General features: G+C 47.3%; 18 protein-coding genes. 6 read left to right on the top strand and 12 right to left on the bottom strand.

All coding sequences use genetic code 11. The annotated features are described in order from the left end of the window. The first annotated feature begins 77 nt into the window (after positions 1-77). Positions 78-1,217 carry a glycosyltransferase family 4 protein gene (locus tag MKX34_RS01600; protein ID WP_052096721.1) on the top strand — a complete coding sequence of 380 codons (1,140 nt, stop codon included), beginning with the start codon at positions 78-80 and terminating at the stop codon, positions 1,215-1,217. Between the two features lie 448 nt (positions 1,218-1,665). On the opposite strand, the gene MKX34_RS01595 is transcribed toward MKX34_RS01600, so the two are convergent. Next, positions 1,666-2,907, bottom strand: a complete 1,242-nt coding sequence (locus tag MKX34_RS01595) for a DUF445 domain-containing protein (RefSeq protein WP_038568289.1) — start codon at positions 2,905-2,907, stop codon at positions 1,666-1,668. Positions 2,908-3,212: 305 nt separating this feature from the next. Between MKX34_RS01595 and MKX34_RS01590 the strand changes: the two genes are divergently transcribed. Then, positions 3,213-4,085 (top strand): Cof-type HAD-IIB family hydrolase, encoded by an 873-nt coding sequence (locus MKX34_RS01590; protein ID WP_076107368.1) that lies wholly within the window; start codon positions 3,213-3,215, stop codon positions 4,083-4,085. A gap of 472 nt (positions 4,086-4,557) precedes the next feature. Here the strand turns inward: MKX34_RS01590 and MKX34_RS01585 are convergent, their stop codons facing one another. Together MKX34_RS01585 and MKX34_RS01580 are read right to left on the bottom strand one after the other, a co-directional pair. Next, positions 4,558-5,937: a sugar phosphate nucleotidyltransferase gene (locus MKX34_RS01585; protein WP_076297249.1), complete on the bottom strand. Its 1,380-nt coding sequence runs from the start codon at positions 5,935-5,937 to the stop codon at positions 4,558-4,560. Positions 5,938-5,939: 2 nt separating this feature from the next. Further along, positions 5,940-6,776, bottom strand: coding sequence for a DUF6492 family protein (locus tag MKX34_RS01580; RefSeq protein WP_076107365.1), 837 nt, complete (start codon positions 6,774-6,776; stop codon positions 5,940-5,942). 1,308 nt (positions 6,777-8,084) lie between these two features. Here MKX34_RS01580 and MKX34_RS01575 point away from each other — a divergent pair. Then, positions 8,085-10,382, top strand: a complete 2,298-nt coding sequence (locus MKX34_RS01575; RefSeq protein WP_076297248.1) for a UvrD-helicase domain-containing protein — start codon at positions 8,085-8,087, stop codon at positions 10,380-10,382. A 64-nt stretch (positions 10,383-10,446) separates the two neighbouring features. On the opposite strand, the gene MKX34_RS01570 is transcribed toward MKX34_RS01575, so the two are convergent. The 3 genes from MKX34_RS01570 to MKX34_RS01560 all read right to left on the bottom strand — a co-directional run bounded on the left by MKX34_RS01570 (position 10,447) and on the right by MKX34_RS01560 (position 12,325). Continuing rightward, entirely contained in the window at positions 10,447-11,031 is a 585-nt protein-coding gene (locus MKX34_RS01570; RefSeq protein WP_052096720.1) for a 50S ribosomal protein L25, read from the bottom strand. Between the two features lie 87 nt (positions 11,032-11,118). After that, the gene (locus MKX34_RS01565) at positions 11,119-12,063 is read right to left on the bottom strand and encodes a DUF1861 family protein (protein WP_038568279.1); all 945 of its coding nucleotides are present in this window, start codon (positions 12,061-12,063) and stop codon (positions 11,119-11,121) included. Next, positions 12,029-12,325: a helix-turn-helix transcriptional regulator gene (locus tag MKX34_RS01560; protein WP_051491502.1), complete on the bottom strand. Its 297-nt coding sequence runs from the start codon at positions 12,323-12,325 to the stop codon at positions 12,029-12,031. Before MKX34_RS01560 ends, MKX34_RS01565 begins: the two co-directional genes overlap by 35 nt. Positions 12,326-12,541: 216 nt before the next feature. Between MKX34_RS01560 and MKX34_RS01555 the strand changes: the two genes are divergently transcribed. The 3 genes from MKX34_RS01555 to MKX34_RS01545 are packed head-to-tail and all read left to right on the top strand — an operon-like array spanning position 12,542 to position 15,901. Further along, entirely contained in the window at positions 12,542-13,723 is a 1,182-nt protein-coding gene (locus tag MKX34_RS01555) for a glycosyltransferase family 4 protein (protein WP_036687342.1), read from the top strand. Beyond that, entirely contained in the window at positions 13,723-14,829 is a 1,107-nt protein-coding gene (locus tag MKX34_RS01550) for a glycosyltransferase (protein WP_076107360.1), read from the top strand. The genes MKX34_RS01555 and MKX34_RS01550 overlap by 1 nt, the downstream gene beginning before the upstream one ends. After that, positions 14,822-15,901, top strand: coding sequence for a mannose-1-phosphate guanylyltransferase (locus MKX34_RS01545; protein WP_036687341.1), 1,080 nt, complete (start codon positions 14,822-14,824; stop codon positions 15,899-15,901). The genes MKX34_RS01550 and MKX34_RS01545 overlap by 8 nt, the downstream gene beginning before the upstream one ends. A gap of 104 nt (positions 15,902-16,005) precedes the next feature. Here MKX34_RS01545 and MKX34_RS01540 read toward each other — a convergent pair whose 3' ends face one another. The 6 genes from MKX34_RS01540 to MKX34_RS01515 form a co-directional block, all read right to left on the bottom strand. Next, positions 16,006-16,242 (bottom strand): hypothetical protein, encoded by a 237-nt coding sequence (locus MKX34_RS01540; protein WP_036687339.1) that lies wholly within the window; start codon positions 16,240-16,242, stop codon positions 16,006-16,008. 110 nt (positions 16,243-16,352) lie between these two features. After that, complete coding sequence (locus tag MKX34_RS01535) at positions 16,353-16,670, bottom strand: hypothetical protein (protein WP_036687337.1); 318 nt, start codon at positions 16,668-16,670, stop codon at positions 16,353-16,355. Positions 16,671-16,727: 57 nt separating this feature from the next. Continuing rightward, positions 16,728-17,603, bottom strand: a complete 876-nt coding sequence (locus MKX34_RS01530; RefSeq protein WP_052096718.1) for an alkaline phosphatase family protein — start codon at positions 17,601-17,603, stop codon at positions 16,728-16,730. Between the two features lie 4 nt (positions 17,604-17,607). Next, positions 17,608-18,651, bottom strand: a complete 1,044-nt coding sequence (locus MKX34_RS01525) for an ABC transporter ATP-binding protein (RefSeq protein WP_038568274.1) — start codon at positions 18,649-18,651, stop codon at positions 17,608-17,610. Then, positions 18,648-19,451 carry an ABC transporter permease subunit gene (locus MKX34_RS01520; protein WP_051491499.1) on the bottom strand — a complete coding sequence of 268 codons (804 nt, stop codon included), beginning with the start codon at positions 19,449-19,451 and terminating at the stop codon, positions 18,648-18,650. The genes MKX34_RS01525 and MKX34_RS01520 overlap by 4 nt, the downstream gene beginning before the upstream one ends. Beyond that, complete coding sequence (locus MKX34_RS01515) at positions 19,448-20,368, bottom strand: ABC transporter permease subunit (RefSeq protein ID WP_076297247.1); 921 nt, start codon at positions 20,366-20,368, stop codon at positions 19,448-19,450. Before MKX34_RS01515 ends, MKX34_RS01520 begins: the two co-directional genes overlap by 4 nt. Positions 20,369-20,406: the final 38 nt, after the last annotated feature.

The following is a 20,406-nucleotide window of genomic DNA, read 5'->3' as shown; positions in this document are numbered from 1 at the left end:
TCGGATGTATCTACTGTTTACTGTGTTGCATATGGTGGAAGAGGATATCCATTAGCGGATAAAAGGAGGCGTGAACCATGCACATTTGTATCATTGCACCGGAGCAGTTCCCAGTTCCGGGAGACGGTTCAGTAGAAATCTGCATTTGGGCCATTGCCAGAAGGCTCGCGGAGAGACATAAGGTAACCATTGTAAGTCGGAAGTTACCTGGACTACCTGCTGCCACTATATTGGAGCAGGTCAGAATTATCCGGTTGCCCGCAAGCACCCCAGCCCATTATCTTACTTCGGTATTAGAATACATTCAGAAAGAATCCTTTGATATCATTCAGGTTGATAATCGCCCCCATCTTATGTCTGCTGTAAAGAAACAGCTTCCTCATATCCCGGTATTTCTGTTCCTGCACTCTCTTACCTTCACACCGGGTACAGATAAAGTGGCAAATGCCTTGGCAAAAGCAGATCTGATCATTGCCAACAGCCACTCCTTACAGCGAAGATTGGATCGCCGCTTCCCTCAACTGACCACAGGGATTCACATTGTCTTATTGGGAGCCGATCTTGATCGGTTTACCCCTGTGCAGACATCTGAAAAACAACAGCTTCGTAGTTTTTACAGACTTCCGCAGACCTTTACCGTTTTGTTCGTTGGTCGGGTTATACCCCGCAAAGGAGTGCCTATATTAATACGTGCTATGTCGCATTTAAACAAACACCTCCCCGCTCATCTCGTCATCGCAGGCAAGGGCAAGCCGTCGTACATACGGCAGTTGAAGCTACTTGCACGGCGGCTGAGAGTGTCAGTTACTTTTCTAGGAAATGTAGCTCATGAGAATATTCACACCCTTTATCAGGCAGCAGACTGCTTTGTATGCCCTTCCCAGAATCATGAATCCTTCGGGCTTGTTAATGTAGAAGCTATGGCCTCCGGTCTACCTGTTATCGCTTCTAATAATGGGGGAATCCGAGAGATTGTCGCCTCTGGCCATAACGGTTATCTGGTAGAACGATATCGCGAGGCTTTACCCTTTGCCCGACATTTGCTGCGGATAGCCCGCAATCCACAATTGGCAGTTACCATCGGATCACAAGGGAGAACAGATGCGCTTGAAGCCTTCAATTGGTTGCGTACAGCGAACCATTTAGAACAGCTGTACCAAGCTTCTACATCACCACAGCAGGGGTACAGAACTCTTGCAGGCGGAATGCAATTGTAGACTCAAGAAAAGTAGGGGGGCCCATAAGCCATCAACTGGCTGCTGGGTTCCCTTCTTTTTGGTGTTTGCTTGAGCTAAACAAACACCAATCTCCGATTGAATTAGGTCATATATGCGTATAAAAGGTAGCTATCGGACACAGCTGACCCCAAACGCAGCTTTATCCCACATTTGCAATGCTAAAGGACCCTATAACCACTATTGGCATGAAAAATGCCCAATATGAACGCATCCATAGGAATAACGTCGGTGGAGTCCGCAAACATGTTCCAAAGGCCAAAAACTAACAAATAACGTCATATGGGTCCGTAAGCCTCAGAGAAGGATTATTACTCCACGATGCAGACAGGCCATAAGCAACAACAAAAAGCAGCGATCCTCCAACACGGGAGAATCGCTGCTCTGCTTTTTTTGTGAATTTTACATTAAATAGGTAATTTCCTTCAATTCAAATCAATTGAATAACTGTAAGCACAAGCCCTACGACAAACCCGCATAAGGCTCCGTTCACACGAATCCATTGCAGATCTTTACCCACTTTATCTTCCAACATATTCACTAGACTAGCGTCATCCATGCTGTCCAGATTCTCTTTTACCAAAAGACCTATTCTGTAGTGGTTAGCCTCTACAAAAGCAATTAATGAAGCGCGAATCCGCTCTTCCCAGCTACTGATCCATTCTTGTTCCTTACCAATACGACGTACAAGCAGGGTATATAACGTGAACAGCTTGCGTCCGCCAGCCGCCCGATCTTCTTCCAGTAGGGAAATTGCTTTGCTGCGAATGTTCTCCAATTGCGTATGCAGAAATGCGGTTGCTGCTTCGCCTTCAAGCTCATTCAGTGCCCATTCTTTTAATGAAGCCAGTCTAGCCTCATCATTAACAATCTGGAACAGGGCCACTCGAATCTCACGGATAATCTCTTCACGGTATGGGCTATCCTCTTCCCGAAAATCGCGGATACCGGACTGCAACATACCTTGCAGCATTTCACCAAGCATATCTGCATCCATAAACCCGACAAAAGCCTGAAAGGCCATGCCTTTAAGTCCGCCAAGCTTCACTTCAGCCAATTTCTCGCTGGCGATCTTGCCAAGCATAGCTTTCGTTTCAGGACGTCCGCTCCAATTAGATACCCCTTCCAGCGCATAGTCCAGAGCAGCTACATCTTTACCGTCATTCATTAACTTAGTAACTATTTTATCGGCCGCAGCGCCAAGCTCAGCTTCACGAACATATTCGGAGGCTGCCTTTTGCAGAAACGGTACTGCCTTCTCTACCGGAAGACGAGACACGAATTCGCCAAGCTGCTCCAATATTTGTACTCTTGCCTTCTTTTTACTAAAAAACTTTGTCAGCAGCTTGGAGCCCATTGATATAAAGCCAAACTTACGCAGCTTGTTCTCAATGCTTTCCTTGTTAAGAAGCTCAGTCTCCATCGCGGTGATTAGTGATTGGATGATCTTATCGCGATTCTTGAGCAGTAGTGAGGTATGTGGAATACGTAATCCCATCGGATGGCGGAACAACGCCGTTACCGCGAACCAGTCGGCAATCCCCCCCACCAAACCAGCCTCGAAACCACCTCTCAGTAGAATCACGGCTAGGTTTTCAGGTAGAAACAGTGTAATCAGAAACCCACATGCCATAAAGGCGAGTGACATGGTGGCTAAGTTTTTGGATCTCATAAATAGTCCCCTTTACATAAGCAGCTGCCGATGTCCTTACGCAGGAAAAATACCGTCGGTCACATTCCTCGAACATAAGCTGACGATAGATTCGGCTAGTCGGTTAGTTTGACAACTATTGTACCACGCCTGAACTATTTTCTAAAAATATACTGTAAAAACCTTTTATCTCCTGTTGGACGTTCATTATTGTACAGTTGCATGAAAATGGTTTTTGGTTTTCAGAATATTAATGATAAGATACAAGTAACGTTTCAATACCCCTTAAAAAGTACCACTTTACCTGGAAAAGGAGCTCATACAATATGCTGATTGCTTTAGATATGGATGGAACATTACTGAACGAAGAAGGAAACATCAGTCCAAAAAACCGCGAAGCTATTATAAAAGCTCAGAAACTAGGTCACATTGTTATCATTGCTACAGGGCGCTCTTTTATGGATGCAGAACGTCAGCTTCGGCTAGCGGATCTGGAATGTCCTGTAGTCAGTCTAAATGGCGCAGTCGTCACATTATCTGATCGCACCCTCGCGGCAAGCACGCCGCTGAATAAAGCGGACATCATTCCCGCTCTACGCTGGATGAACGAAATTCCGGACTTGTATTACGAGGTATACACTGAGGATAACGTTTATGTAGAGCTGAACAAACGTGTACGGTTAGAGAAATTATCTGCACTAAGCGATGATGAAGTTCCTGAAGAAGTCAGCTGGCTGCTAAAAGCAATGATCGATCAACAGTTTCAACAAGCAGCGGTAACCTATGTGGAGAGTATGGAAGAGGTGTGGAGCAAGGAGGAAAATGTTATTTATAAAACATTGGCTTTTTCTCTAAACCGAGAGCTGCTCAAGGAAGCCTCCACCCGCTTCGCGGCTATTCCGGGCTTAATTATCACCGCCTCCCATGTGAATAATATCGAGATTAACCATGAAGAGGCCAACAAAGGCTCCGGTGTAACCATGCTTGCTGACCATTATGGTATATCGCTAGCGGATGTAGCTGTCATGGGCGACAGTTATAACGATCAGCCGATGTTCGAGAAGGCCGGCTACCGGATTGCTATGGCTAACGCAGCGCCAATTCTTAAGGAAATGGCGGAATTCATCACCACCAGCAATGAGGAAGACGGAGTCGCGGCAGGAATTGAGCATCTTTTGAATAGAAATTCTAAAGAGTAATTCCTGTATAAAGCAGTGAATGCACAAATAGCATCGTGGGCAGTTCTGCTCACGGTGCTATTTGTGGGTTTATTTTTGTTAGGCAGGGATCTCTCATTTACACTTTAGGTTTAGCTCGTGGCGTGCCTATAGCTTACTTGTGGCTTACCTATAGCTTACTTATCGCTTTCCTGTAGCTTACTGTGGCTTGCCTATTGCATCCCCGTCCCTCTCAAGAATTAGTTGTACTTCGTACAGTTAAATGCTCTCTTTTAAGAGCTAATTCGGATTTAATTGCACTCTGTACACTTATATTCAGCAAATCTATTCAGAACGCAAAAATTCGCTATTTTTAACTGTACAAACTACATCTATATCGCAAGGCATTCGCTACTCCACGAAATAGTTGCACTGGATACATCTATTTCACTTCAGCCGCGCAATCTATCCATATCTATAACAGCCTCCGGGTTAAAGCGAACTACCTTTCCATTCATCCCAAATCATCAAGGAAGCTGTCCTCCCCCTCCCATTCGGCAGACACTCGTACATAGTCATCCACCTCAGGAAATTCCAACAGTTCAATGATAATCAATTCGAGCGCTGTAATTGCCCGCAGCCCATGCTTCGTACCAGCAGGAACCGTGACCGTGTCCCCGGCGGCAACCGTATGAAGTTGACCATTCATCCGGTATTCTCCATTTCCAGAAAGAAAAGACCAAACTTCTTTAGTATGTTGATGAAAATGGTAGCTGGTGTGCTCACCTGCCAAAATGGTTATTTTGGAGGTCGTAACCTCAATACCTGCTGCCGTGCGAGAGAAGTCCAAAATGCGTGAGGTGCCCCAGCGTTTTTCTTCAATCATCGGCTTCGCCGCATGGCCCTCCAGCTTCTGCTTAATTCGTTTTGCCTGCTCTATCCCAGCTACCAATATACCATCTGGCCCTGCCGCCACGATTAAACCCGGGGCTCCGATAATATGCACAGGGCAAGAGAGTTCGTTGATCAAATGGGTACCTTTTGAATCCTCTGAGATACTCCCCTCGCCAATCACCGTTCCTTGCAAATGGGGAACAAGCGCATCCCAGCTGCCAATATCCGCCCATACCCCAATATAAGGGATGACTACCGCACGCCGCGTGTGTTCCAGCACCTCATAGTCAAAGCTTCGTTCTGGCAATTGATCATAATGCTCCATAAATTCCATGTAATCTACTGGAAGATCCCGTTCCACCATACTTGATAGCAAATATCCTAATGAGCAGGAAAACACGCCGCAATTCCACAGTCCTCCCTGAGAAATGAACTCAGCCGCTGTCGATTCGTTCGGTTTCTCTGCAAACTGCTCAACATTTAAAAAAGACGTCCCTCCTACCCCTGACCCTTCACCAGGCAGAATATAACCGAACTGTGTAGAAGGAAATTCAGGTAAAACACCAATCAAAGCAATATCTGCTTGTGATTCGGCAAGTACACTTGGAAATTGATGAAGCTGTTTAAAAAAAGAAGCCTCCACATACGAATCCACCGGAATGACCACTACGATCTCTTTTGAGTCCATACCCTTCACAGAATGCAGATAACTCGCCGCCAGAGCTACTGCAGTAAAAGTCCCCCGTTTCTGCGGCTCCGCTAATAAAGGGACTTGAGCACCAACGGATTTGCGAGTAATCTCCACCTGACTGCGATGAGTCACAATGCAGCTTGAATCCAACAAGCCTACTTCTTCCAGCCCTCTGCATACCCGCTCGATCATCGACTCCACACCGCCAGCTTCTGTTGGAAGCAGCCTTAAAAAAGCTTTAGACCTGATCTCATTTGATAGCGGCCATAACCGCTTCCCCGATCCCCCTGAAAGGAGTACGATCTGCAACCCTATCGCCCCCCTGCGCTGGATTTAGCCCCCGGTGTTCTCACATACCCCTTTCGTTTATGAAAAGACAATGATCTATACTTCTCAGCCAGCTGATTCACTCTCTGCTTGGATAGCTGTCCTGCATTCATATGGAGACCTTTATTACGCGCTTTTTGAATCTTCATTCCCTCGCGATTCTTCGAATACAGGTAATTGGCATAGGTTTCGAATTCAGAAAAGGCAAATTGCTTGGAACGGTTCATACTGTGTAAAATAGCTCGATACCAAGGCATTTGGTGTTTTGCTTCTATCTCTCTTTTCATTTGAGTCAATTGACTGCGTTCAAACAGCATATAATGGGTCACAAATGACGATTTTGCGGTCACCTTGCGGCCCATGAGTTTCCTATAGGTTACAAAATACTGTGGTTGGCTCCAGTTCCGGCTGTAAAAGAGTGTCTTGCCGTCCGCCCGAAAACGGTGGGGGGTGATCAGAACGGTATCGGCATCAATAACCAGAAAATAATCCGCCGTGCAGAGCTTGTCGCCATTCAGCTTCAGCAGCTGTTGGAATAGCCAGCCGGAACGTTCCCAGGTGCGTGAGCGATAATGAATGTCTTTTTTCGTAATCGGCAGCACCGTATTCTCATCAATAAAGGTACAGCCTTTTGTGCGACAGAACTCAATCATCCGTTTCTTTTTGGGAGCAACAATTAATATCCGGCCGATGGGATGCTTAACCTGCTTTCTAACAGCGTCAATCACATGGGGAAGGGTCTGTAAATCTTTTTCAATCGCGGGAATCAGTACGTCTATAGTAACGGCATGTCTGATGCGGACCTTACTGGGCGAGGGCATAGGGTCATCTCCATATCATGTTTTTGCTTTAGGATATGAGCATGATAGGAAAAGGGAATGGGCATCACAGAATTGTTCAGGGGAGTGGCAAACGTGCGCTGAACAATTCTGTGATGCGCGGGGCGGAAATTTTTATATTATAAAAATAGAAACAGACCTGCACCCAGCGCCCTTTAGTAGGGCGAATATGCCTCTCATTTCGCTTACGGAGGCGGATTCATCCTTTTCTAGGGCATTTTTGCCTCTCATTTCGCCCACGTGGCCACATTCCTGCCTATCTGCGGGATTTATACCGTACATTCCGCCCACGCAGCCACATTCCAGCTAATCTACGGGATTTATACCGTACATTCCGTCACGCAGCCAGATTCCAGCCTATCTACGGGATTTATACCGCACATTCCGTCCACGTAGCCACATTCCTGCCTATCTGCGGGATTTATACCGTACATTCCGCCCACGCAGCCACGATCCAGCTAATCTACGGGATTTATACCGTACATTCCGTCCACGTAGCCACGATCCAGCTAATCTGTGGGATTTTTACCGTACATTTCGCCCGCGCAGCCACGATCCAGCTAATCTGCGGGATTTATACCGTACATTTCACCCACGCAGCCACATTCCAGCTAATCTACGGGATTTTTACTGTACATTTCACCCACGCAGCCACGATCCAGCTAATCTGCGGGATTTTTACCGTACATTTCACCCACGCAGCCACATTCCAGCTAATCTGCGGGATTTATACCGTACATTCCGCCCACGCAGCCACAATCCTACCTATCTACGGGATTTATACCGTACATTCCGCCCGCACAGCCACGATCCAGCTAATCTGCGGGATTTATACCGTACATTTCACCCGCGCAGCCACGATCCAGCTAATCTGCGGGATTTATACCGTACATTCCGTCCACGTAGCCACATTCCTGCCAATCTACGGGATTTATACCGTACATTCCGCCCACGTAGCCACATTCCTGCCTATCTGCGGGATTTATACCGTACATTCCGCCCACGCAGCCACATTCCAGCTAATCTGCGGGATTTATACCGTACATTCCGTCCGCGCAGCCACAACCCTACCTATCTACGGGATTCATACCACCGTTGTGTCCCACTCCCACACCAATCCCCAGATTTTTACTGGCTCAATATCCAACACTTTTCCTGTGCAGCAAAAAGCTTGGGATGGTATATTGTAGATTGGCTAAATTTTCGGCACATTTTAAGATGAACTCAAACATCATAGAACTAGGTTTGTTGAGATCACTACTCTATACAGAAATAATGAAGGTGAATCTATTGAATAAGCTTTTATTTCATACTATCCCGCTGGGAGCTACTGGTGAGCGGATCCCGCAAGCGGCTGTGGCCTCAGCGCAGACAAGCCAAGAACTGGTAAAGCGGGAGGATGAGGACTCCGCTTATTTCCGCAGGCTGGAAGAAGGCGGCATCCTGCTCAACCGTCCGCAGATTTCTGCGGTACGGCATCATAAAGGGCCGCTTCTAACACTGGCCGGCGCAGGCTCCGGCAAAACCTCGGTTCTGATCTGTAGAACCGGTTATTTGTTGTCCGTGCGCGGCATCTCGCCAAGTCAGCTGCTATTGCTGACTTTTTCGAGTAAAGCTGCGGCGGAAATGCGCGAGCGGATCGCCCTATTACCGGGAGTAGGCCCAGCGGATGTCGCGCGGCTGCAGGCCCGCACGTTTCATTCCTTTTTCTTATTTTTCTTGCGCAGACAAGGATTGCAGCAAGAAATTTTCAGTGAGACGCGGCGCCAGCACATTCTGTTGAAACAAATCATGCGTGAGCTCGGGCTACCTAAAGATGCCTATCCACCGGAAACGCTACTCTCCCTGCTCTCTTCCTGCAAGATGAACATGGGTACCGTAGAAGGCTTGCCTGAAGGAACCACCGCTGAAAAAGAAATGAAATCCATTCTGGAAATCTACGAACAATGGAAACTAGACAATTTCAAAATCGACTTCGATGATGTCCTCTTAATCGCCTATCGGATGCTGAAGGAGCGTCCAACGCTTTTGCAGGAATTGCAGATGAGATATCTATACGTGATGGTGGATGAGTTCCAGGATACCAATGCCTTGCAGTATGAGTTAGTCAAAATGATTGCTCACCCGCAGCATAATCTGATGGTAGTTGGCGACGATGACCAGACGATTTATTCCTTCAACGGGGCACGCAGTGAATTCATTCTGGAATTCGAGAAGCTGTACCCGGGAGCAAGGGTTATTACACTTGATATTAATTACCGCTCTGGTCCAGCTATAGTCGGGCTCGGCAACGGTATTATCCGGCACAATACGCGCCGGCGTTCCAAAACCCTGCAAGCTGCCAAAGGCAGCGGGAGTCAGCCCCGGTATATGCGTCCGCAGACAGCAGACGAGGAAGCTGAGCAGATGGTTGAGCATATTTTAAACGAGGTTTCGAGCGGCAAAAGAGAATATAGCGACTTCGCCATGTTATATAGAGCGTCCAGCAGCAACCGGGCCGTTCTGGAATTACTTCTTTTACGCGATATTCCCTATATTGATTATGGAGAAGGCCAATTACTGTACGAACACTGGCTAATTTCCCCGGTCGTGGATCATATGCGTCTCTCCGTGAATCGGCGGAATTTTGCGGCTATGGAGAACATCCTGCCTACTCTATATATGAACCGTGAAAAAGGTATGAATCACATCCGGCAGATGGAAGCCAGACAACCAAAGCAAGGCCCACTAATCCATCTGTTGTCCATGCCCGGCATGGAGGATTTCAAGGGCACTAAGCTTAGAGAGCGGCTGGATCTAATTCGCAATATGCGCGAGTTAACCCCAGTCCAAGCGATTCGCCAGATCCGCACGCAATTCTATGATTATTTCATCGAAGCGAATGAGCGGCATCAAGCAACCTTGCATCGCGAAACGTTAAAAGAAATGCTAGATGAACTAGAATCGTCTGCAGAGCGATTTGATAGTATTCCTGCCGTTCTAGATTTCATAGATAATGTTACGGAACGTAATGAACATAATCGTCAGCCAAGCACCAAAGAACAAGGGAATCGGATCGCGCTTATGACCATTCACAAATCCAAGGGCTTAGAGTTTCCTGTGGTCTTTTTGATTGGAGCCTCTGAAGGAATTCTTCCGCATAGCTCCGCACTGGAGGGCGACCGGCTCAAGGACCGCAAGCTGGCCGCTGCAAATAGTGGTAGTTCAAGCTTGGCTGCACTGGAAGAGGAGCGAAGACTGGCTTACGTAGCTGTTACTAGAGCCCGGGAAGAGCTATTTATCAGTTCACCTGCGAGGCATCGAGGCAAAAAAGCAGAGGTCTCCCGCTTCATGTTATCAGCCTTCCGCTCTGCTGTTTCTTCCACAGCAACGACTACGGTGAGCAGAACAGTAACAACAAGATCCTTACCTACCAGTCGCACAACTGCGACAAGAACCCATGTCGTTCCAGTATGGAATTGTACCAGCAATACCTGTCCTGGCTGGACACGCATGAAAGCGGGCGGAGCTGAGGATCATTTAACCTCAAAGCCCTGCCCGTTATGTAGTTCCTCTATGGCAAAGGACCAACGAGAAGTTCCTGTATGATTCAACGCAAAAAAAGCAAGTTTCCTCTTCCCTGGAAACTTGCTTTTTTAATAAAAATATAGGTTTAGGCTGGAGTTACTACCGCTTCTTCTTCCTCTTCTTCATGCACGGTCTTGATCTGGATCATTACGGTTGACGGTTCGGTCAACACTTCAATCCCGTCCTTAAAGATCAGATCAGAGACAAGCAATTGGTCGCCAATATCCAATCCGCTAATATCCACTTCCATGGAGGTAGGAAGATCTTCAGGCATACAGCGAACTTCCACTTCATAAATTTCAACCTGAAGCGTACCGCCTGCTTTAATACCTACGGCTTCACCTGCAAAATGAATAGTCACCTTGCTGTCCATGCTCTTTTTCATATTTACATGTTGAAAATCAATATGCAGAATTTTGCCGGACAGGGTATCCTTCTGAATGTTCTGAACCACGACCGGAACCTCTAGATCTTCCGATACCTTACCTTGCAGAATTGCGCGCGGATTCTTTTTGAGAATGTCCAGAAGTTCTTTTTCATTCACTTCCAACGTCAGAGTCTCTTTACCAATACCATATAATACAGCCGGAATACGTCCTTGCTTACGCGCCTGATTGATGTTGGACTTGGTGTCAGTCTTACGTGTGTTGAATTGAATAAACTTATTCATTGGGTTTCCCGCTCTCTTTGACCATAAATTCTTGTCACACTAAGTGTAACATGACCATATAATCTAGTCAAACCAACTGAAAGAACGCTAGGATTCATATTCGTCAAACGGGTCCGCGATCTCAATCTGATACGCTTCTGCGTCACTCACCCCTACAGACAATACCGCCCGGCCTCCTCCAAGACGTTTCAAGCCACCGCTGAAGATGACATCCTCCAGTTCTTTGCGCTTGCCCGGGCCCGCCGGAAAATCACTGCGGACTGCTATTATTTTGACCGGAGTTGCCTTATAAGTCTCAGGATTCAGCGAAAAAGCCATGGCATAATAGTGTTTGTTTCCGGCGCTATCGAAGCAAGCAATGTGGCCCAACACGCCCACCTTCCCACCCCGCAGCAGATGAGCTTCATTGGCTCCACCCCACTCTTCGGGCACGAATTGATCCTGTAGCACCTCGGCATCAATGAAGGTCTGCTCATTCAGTTCGTCCAGCGAAGGAATCACTGTGAACCCAATCTGCCCTCGCCCACCCCGTTCGCCCTGCGGCCGGGTAAATACGCCTACACTGCCATTATCAAGCTCGATAAGCCGGATATCCTTCATCGTGCCGGGGCCTGAAGAAAAGTGGGTCAAAGAATCGATGTGATAACCCCGGTAGAACTGGGTCACCCAGGAGATAATCCGATGCGGATCATCCGCTGCCGTAATCACTTCCACCCCGCCCACAATAAGTTCCCCCCTGATCCGGGTCCAGCACGGGTCCTGTAAATTGTACGTATGCGTATGCGCACGAGGTCTCCAAACCCCATCATGGCATGTAAAAAAGAAGACTTGAGAGAACTCACTGTCCCGTTCCTCAACTCTTCCCATTAGTACCTCTTCCCCGTTATACATAAACGGGGCGGTTATATTATAGACATCCCGGTGCCCAACACCGGTGAACGTCAATTTATTTACAGTGGTTGTACCGCGTCCGGCATGATATGTATCCAGAAGCTGCTTACAGGTGGCTGTCTGTGCCGGGTTCCTTGTCATCGCCGTCCTCCTCATAATCATTTGAACGATCGATCACCCAATCGTTGTCTTCCGCATCCATGGCAATCAGCTCGCCGGGCTGGACATTAAAGTATACACATAATTTTAGCAACAGATCCCTTGGATACTGCACCATCTCATTCTTATACATTCGGCGTACCGAATCAAAATGGTAATTGATCTCTTTAGCAAGCTTGCGGATCGATAATTTCGGATCATGCCTCTCCATGACCTCACTCAGTTTACTGCGTATGACTGGCATTCATACACCTCCTCCAATAATATATCCGTACTAACCCCAAGGCGTCAATCGAATTGACAAGATAAAACGGTCATGTTACAGTTGGATTAGGAAATAATTTGCAACATTTCTAATTTTAGAAAACCAAATACCTTTCCCTATTCAGAAAATAGAGTCTTCTTTATTTTCTTTTTTTGTATCCAGACCAATCGCAAGACCATTAGGGAGGCTCTTTGAATGAAAAATACAGTCCGTAATCACAACATCGTGTTCCTGGGAACCAGTCTGCCGCGAGAGTGCGGTATCGCCACGTTCACACAGGATCTGCTAGATGAACTTATCCACCTTCCCGGCTTTAACCCGCCCCGGATTATTGCCATAAACAACAATGAAACCTACGCTTACGATCAGCAGGTAATACGGCAGATCGACCAGCATAATTACGCAGATTATATAGATACGGCCGATTTCCTCAACAATTCTGATACCGATTTGTTGGTCATCCAACATGAATTTGGCATCTACGGCGGAGAAAGCGGTGAATACCTGCTCCCCTTTGTCGAACGTTTGAACATTCCGTATGTTGTTGTTTTTCACACAGTGTTGACCAAGCCCTCCCCTAAGCAGCATCAGATCATCCGATGTCTGGCCGAGCGTAGCGTGCAGGTCGTGACGATGGCAGAATCAACCCTTACCGATTTATCTACTATTTATGAGATCCCAGTTTCCAAAATCACATTCATCCATCACGGTGTCCCTCAAGTTAGCACAGCCTCACGCACCAGCCTTAAAGCACAATACGGTTATCCAGACCGCAAGATCCTCTCCACCTTCGGCTTCCTCAGTCCCGGCAAAGGGATTGAATACAGCATCGAAGCCATGCGCGGCGTGGTCAAGCGCCATCCCGAAGCACTTTACATTGTCTGGGGCAAGACCCATCCGGTCGTCAAGCTGGAATCCGGGGAAGTTTACCGCCAGAAACTGACGGACCTCGTAGAAATGTTTGACTTGCAGGACAATGTCCAATTCGTCGATAAGTTGCTGACCCAAGAAGAAGTAATAGAGTCCTTGGTCATGTCAGATATCTATGTGACTCCTTATCTGGGTAAGGATCAGGCCGTCAGCGGCACCCTGGCCTACGGAGTCGGTTATGGCCGGGTCATCGTGTCGACCCCTTACCGCTACGCCCAGGAAATGCTGGCAGAAGGCCGCGGTCTACTGGCTGATTTTCATGATTCTGCTTCCTTGGAAGCCTGCATTTTGCGCTTGCTGAACAGCCCTGCTCTGGTGCAAACGATGGAAGACCGCACGTTGAAGCTCGGGCTCACTATGCGCTGGAACGAAATCGCCAAAATCTATGCCGCCTTGTTCCACAGCCATATCCAGAGCTCGGCGTCAGCTGATCGGAGCGTGATTTAATGGAAACCTCCACCACAGTACAGTCTAAACCAGGCTATATGCGCAGAATCACGGACGATACAGGAATCTTTCAGCATACCAAGTTTGGGGTTCCGGACCGCTCAAAGGGCTACACTACCGATGATAATGCCCGCGCCCTGATTGCTGCGGTCTTAATGTACGAGAATTCCCGGGATGCCGTGGCACTCGATCTCATTCATACGTATATCTCTTTTATCTATCATTCCCAGACAGCGGACGGCAATTTTCGCAATTTCATGGATTATAACCGCTCCTTTATAGAGGATAAAGGTTCTGAAGATTGCCAGGGACGTACCTTGTGGGCACTAGGGTTCGCCTTGTCGCATGCAGCTTCCCTGCCTGACAACCTGATGAATACCTGCCGGTATTTGATCAATCAGGCACTGCCGCATCTGGAAGCCTTGGGCTCACCTCGGGCCGGAGCCTATGCCATCATCGGCTTAAGTTATCTTACCGAAGCACCCGGCCCATTAGGTTATGCTTTTCCATACCCGCATACTGAAAACACGACCGAAGAAGCCGCCTTTCTGCCAAGGGCAACCATTGAGAGTCTGATCGAAAATATTGCGGTTCGGCTGCATAATCAATATACCCGCTATAAGGGGCACGGCTGGAATTGGTTCGAGGACAGCATCACTTATGGCAATTCCATGCTGCCCTGGGCTCTGCTTCGGGCCTACCTAATCTCCGGGAATAAAAACCTGCGGGAGACCGCCAAGGAAAGCCTGGATTTCCTAGCTTCAACCACCTTCTCCAGCAAAGGCTACTATAAACCGATCGGCAGCCATGGCTGGCTGCTGCGCGATGGGCTGGCTGCACCCTATGATGAACAGCCCATTGAAGCCTGCGAGATGCTGCTGGCCTGCCGGGAAGCAGCTGTTGTTCTTGAGGACCCCTCTTATCTTGCGCAGGCAGAATTATGCTACAACTGGTATCTAGGGCATAATTCCTTGGGAATCCCCCTAATCGATCCGCAGACTGGTGCTTGTTATGACGGTATTCATGCGGCGGGGCTCAACCTGAATCAAGGCTCGGAGAGCATTATATCCTTCACAATTGCCCGGTTGGTGATGCATCATGAATAAATATGCTACGATCCTAGCCGGCGGGGGCGGAACACGGTTTTGGCCCCTGTCCAGACAAGAAATCCCAAAGCAGCTGCTGAACATTAGTGGCAACGACATTATGTTAAACGATACGATTGAACGCTTCAAAGGGATTATTCCTCAGGAGAATACAGTTATCGTTACTAATCGTACCCAAGCAGTATTGTTGGAGAGTATTATGCACAGCAGCGTTCTCAAAGCTAATATTCTAATTGAACCTGTGGCGCGAAATACAGCCGCTAGCATTCTTTTTGCAGCATTATCTATAGAGAAGTCTCATGGCAATTCTTTAATGGTCGTCCTTCCTTCCGATCACTATATAACGGATGAGGAACAATTCCGTCTTACACTAGACGAAGCCTGTACTGTTGCCATGGAGTCAGACAAAATAGTAACCATCGGAATCAAGCCTACTTTCCCATCTACTGGCTACGGCTATATTGCCTTTGATAAGACGCCGATTGCGACAAGCCCAGTGGCTGTATATGATGTAGATGAATTTGTAGAGAAACCAAACTTTCAGAATGCACAGAGTTATCTGGCATCCGGTAATTATCTATGGAATAGTGGGATTTTTATTTGGCAGACCTCTGTCATTATTGATAATTTCAAACGTTATCTACCTCGACTCTACAAAACCATGCTGCCCATCAGTGATTGTTTGGGTACAGATCAGGAAGAGGAAGTTATTAATGCCATCTACCCAACGCTTCAGAATATTTCGATTGATTACGGCATTTTAGAACGCTCTGATGAAGTTGTCGTGCTTTCCGGACAATTTGGCTGGAATGATATCGGTAGCTGGGATGCACTGGGTTCAATCTTCCCTCCGGATGATGCAGGCAACATTATAAAAGCAAATCATGTGGGAATAGATACCCATAACTCAATCATTTATGGAAATGGCAGACTTATCACGACCATTGGTGTAGACGGGTTCATCATTGCGGATACTGGGGATGCACTGTTAATCTGTCCCAAGGATAAAGCGCAGTCAGTCAAAGATATCGTGGAGCTTCTAAAGGAACAGGGAATGACAGAATATATCTAACTAAAAAGAATGCAAAAAGACGGGCCATTGCAGTACATGCATGGTCCGTTTTTTATCTAATTATATAAGTTGAACAGTTTGTACATGTTTTGTAAGCGCCAAACTTAGGTCCAAGCCCACAAGAACCCGTCTCGATCCCAAGCAATTCTCCCGCCATGGAGTTTCCGGAAAGCTTTCTTCACTTCTTTGGAGAGTGAGGCATTGCCGTTCTCATTCACAAATACAAATTGTTCTCCAAAATTCTCTTTCACATATTCAATCGCCGCCGTCTGATGCAAGGTACCCGTAAAACGAATCTCCTTCACCATCCATTCTGCTACTTCTTGTGCGGTTATTTCCATATGGATGCGCCTCCTCTCTGTGCTTACTGCTAAAATGTGCCCTCATTATAACATGAATACAGCCCAACCGGACAAACGTCCGAATTGGGCTGTATTGAAGTCATTTTACATCACTGTGGATAGATATGGTTCGAAGGATAACGGGACTTCTGTCCTCCACTCACCATCAACAGAATCCCAGTAATTAAGTGCAAGAACCAGCCCACAAAAGGAATCCATGCCAATAAAGAAGTTATAATTCCTAGCACTGAACCGTAGATAGACTCACGGTCTCTTGAAGATAAAATCAATGTAATCACATGTAGAATAAACATCAACCCCAGAACGGAATACCCCGTGCCAATAACAATAGCAGCACCCAGGATTGGAATTGCCAAAATAATTTCACAGGAACCCGTAATCCATTTCATAGCTTTAGAAGCGCTCAATAGACAACCTCCTAATTGGTTGAAATATATGATTTTTCTCGTGCTAATTATTTTATTTCATACCAACGGCAAAGGTTCTTCCACTTTGTCATGGGATTGCTTCTGCACAAGTGGAGGCAAGCCCTCCTTACTCATTGCTGCCGAAGGGGCCAGCCCCAAACAGTGGCACATTAAAGGAGCCAGTCGCAGCTGTGGCAGTACTTCTTCCTCTTTTTCCGAAGATAATACATCTACCCCAAACGTATATAATGGCACATCTCGCTCGGAAGGGGTTATCCCGCCGTGGTACCCATTTGCGTTCATTCCATGATCTGCCGTAATCATAATCTTATAGCCCTGTTCCATCCAAATGGGCAAAACAGTGGCCAACAGACCGTCAGCATTACGCACTGAAAACTCATATTCCTTGCTCTCTCCGCCATAACGATGCCCGGCGTCATCTATATTCATGGAGTGAATGTATAGGAAATGCGGATCATAGGCACTCCGTAAATACACAGCGTCGGCAAACACATGACTGTCGGGATAGTGATCCTCGAAATAAAAACTGCCATGCTGAATGGGCTTCATCACATTGTGCTGATGGCGATCAGCAAGCGGATCAAAAGGGGCCGAATTATAAAGCTCACTGACCCAATGATAGGCGACAGCAGCTGTGCGCAAATTAGCGCCCACTGCCAGATGGAATACGCTCTCTTCATGGCTTGGTCTCACAATATGGTTAGCCGTAATTCCATTTTTGGACACGGGTGTACCCGTCAAGAGCACTTCATAAAGCGGGCGTGACAGACTGGGTAATTCCGATTTCACTCGGTGACATGATATTTTCCCCTGCTCCACCAGATGCTCCATATACCCCATATATTCACGTGCGGCCTCATATCTAAGTCCGTCCAACACTACCACAATAAGTTTATTGTTCATTTCAGTCATCTTATTACGCTCCCTCTCGTTCCAGATGCAGCAGCTCAGAAGGGTTCAGAGCCAAGGTGACGTTAGCCCCTTCCACCAGCCTCAGCCAGCGTCCGTCATTTAAAAGATCAACCGTTAAAGAAATGTCTTCCACCTCTACCGTACACCTAACAATATTGCCCAATACGGAGACAGATTTAATGATGCCATCCACCAGTTGCAGTCCGGCAGCAACCTCGTGAAGTCCCGCGCCCTCATGCAGCAGCGTAACCGCCTCAGGCCGAATAGCAAATCGGTCCTTCGTGCTATCTATCCCCCGGAACAACGTCATCACTTCTGATCGGGTCAATACATTGTAACTGCCCATAAACCGGGCAACGAACTCTGTTCGTGGTGCGGAGTACAACCCCTCAGGTGTGCCATCCTGCACAATCCGGCCACCGTTCATAATACAGATGCGGTCAGAAAGAATCAGTGCTTCCTCCTGATCATGCGTCACGAATAGTGTCGTCATGTTAAACCTTTTTTGAATATCACGGATTTCAGCACGTAAATTCTTGCGTATCTTAGCATCTAGTGCGCTTAAGGGTTCATCCAGCAGCAATACTTTGGGCTGCACCGCTAGAGAACGAGCCAGCGCTACCCGCTGCTGCTGTCCACCAGAGAGGGACTGCGGATATACATCCCGTTTATCCTCCAGATCGACCAATGCCAGCAATTCCGCGCAGCGATGATGGCGGGCTGATTTCGATAGTCCCCGCATTTTCATTCCATACTCGATATTTTGGCTCACCGTCAGATTGGGGAACAAGGCATAAGACTGAAACACCATTCCTACCTCGCGCTTACGGGGCGGCAAACTCCCCAGATCTTTATTTTCCAAAAGAATTCTGCCGCCATCCAGCTCTGAAAGACCGGCTATGCAGCGTAGCAATGTGCTTTTTCCACAACCGGAGGGGCCTAGCAGTGTCACAAGCTCACCTTCACGGATCTCCAAATCAACATTGTCTAACACACAGGTATTCCCAAACATTTTGCGTACACCCTGCAGCTTTAGATAATCATTCATCCCTTAATACCTCCCCCCATCTTTTTACCGAGCTTCATTAGTACCATCGAAAGAATTAGAATAAACAGAAAATAAGAGATCGCAATCGCACTGGCCAAATGTCCACTTTCACCAACCCTTTGATATAGATATACCTGAATCGTCTGAATATGTCCGCCAACTAACATGTTCGTAAGAACAAATTCGCCGAATAGAACTGAAAATGATAACAGTGTAGAGACGATAACCCCAGGCCATATATTAGGCAAAATCACATTCAAGAAGGCCGTTCTTCGGCGGGCACCAAGCAGCTCGGCAGCATGCAGCAGTTCTACGGCATTAACCGTTAACAGACTATTGCGAATGCCCTGATACATATAGGGAAGGATGACCACAAAATATGCGCCCACCAATAAATACGCTGTTCCAGCGATATCAAAAGGACCAGAGGAATAGGTACGAATAAGACCTACCGCAGCCACAACACCAGGCACCGCATAAGGCAAAACAACAATACCTTTCATAAAGCTCTCCCAGCGCGGAAAATAGAGGGTGATGACAAAAACAGCTGGCAGCATCACGGCCAGACTCAGCACCACGCTGATCAGGCATAAATAAAGCGAGGTCCAAAGCGCCTCCAGAAAGCGAATATCCTCAAACATTTCCCCAAACCAATTCAAGGTCCAAGCTCGGGGCAGCAAGGTATTCTGCCAATCTTGTGCAAAAGCATAAATGCCCGTTGCCAAAAGAGGAAGCAGCAAATATACCATGAGCAGCAGCATGAAGGTGCGTGGAGCAAAGCCTGCTTTACGTATATTCATTGCCCTACCTCCTCACGAGCTGTCCATAAACGCCGGGGAGCTGTGGTTTTCACATCCGGTTTACTGAGCGCTTTCGTTCCGAACCTCTCCGCGCGCCGCACCATTAAATGGTTCAGATAAACCGCCAAAATCGTAGTCAGACCAAGCAGAACAGCAAGCGTACTCCCCATTTGTGGCTGTGTAACCACATCTCCGGCAACCAGTGAACCGATACGTACCGCCAACAGATTGTAATTTCCGCCAACCAATGCGTAAGCCGTGGCATAAGCCCCCATTGCATTAGCAAAAAGAATTCCAAGTGTGCCAAAGATCGCTGGAGTTAGAATAGGCAGGCCAATCGTCTTCCAGAACTGCCAAGGCCCAGCCCCCAGTAAGGACGCTGCCTCTCTCCACTGCTCACGGATTCCGTAAAAGGACGGGTACAAAAGCAATAAGGCTAACGGAACCTGAAAGTATACATACACCAGTATTAGACCTGACCAGCTATATAGATCAAAATCGGCAAAAACACTCCAGCCCCACTGTTTAAATAAGAGTGTAAACACCCCATTATTTCCGAGCAAAATGATATAAGCAAACGCCAGCGGAACACCTGCGAAATTAGAGGTCATATTCGACAGCATTAGAAGTCTATCGCGTACTCTCGGGGTAAACCGGGTAATGCAATAAGCACAAAAAAGTCCGATAATGATCCCTATCAGACTTGAGGTTATGGAGATTAGCAGACTGTTCTTAATCGCCTGCATGTAATAGGCACTTTGCAATGCATGCAGATAATTGCCTAACGTAAATCCCGTTCCGTCCGCTGTGCGTAAGCTTCCCGTCAGCATGGATATTATAGGTACCAGTTGAAAGGCTAACACCATTAGTGCAAATGGAATAAGTGCCAGGATCACACCGCGGCTTATTTGTTTCATCTTACTCGCTCCTTGTCGCGGGAATAGAACAAAGGCGC

Origin of the sequence: Paenibacillus sp. FSL R5-0636 (genome assembly GCF_037974255.1) — a bacterium.
Classification (GTDB): Bacteria; Bacillota; Bacilli; order Paenibacillales; family Paenibacillaceae; genus Paenibacillus_AQ; species Paenibacillus_AQ odorifer.
Note: the sequence above shows the minus strand (reverse complement) of the source record. Positions and strands in the feature narration are given on the sequence as shown.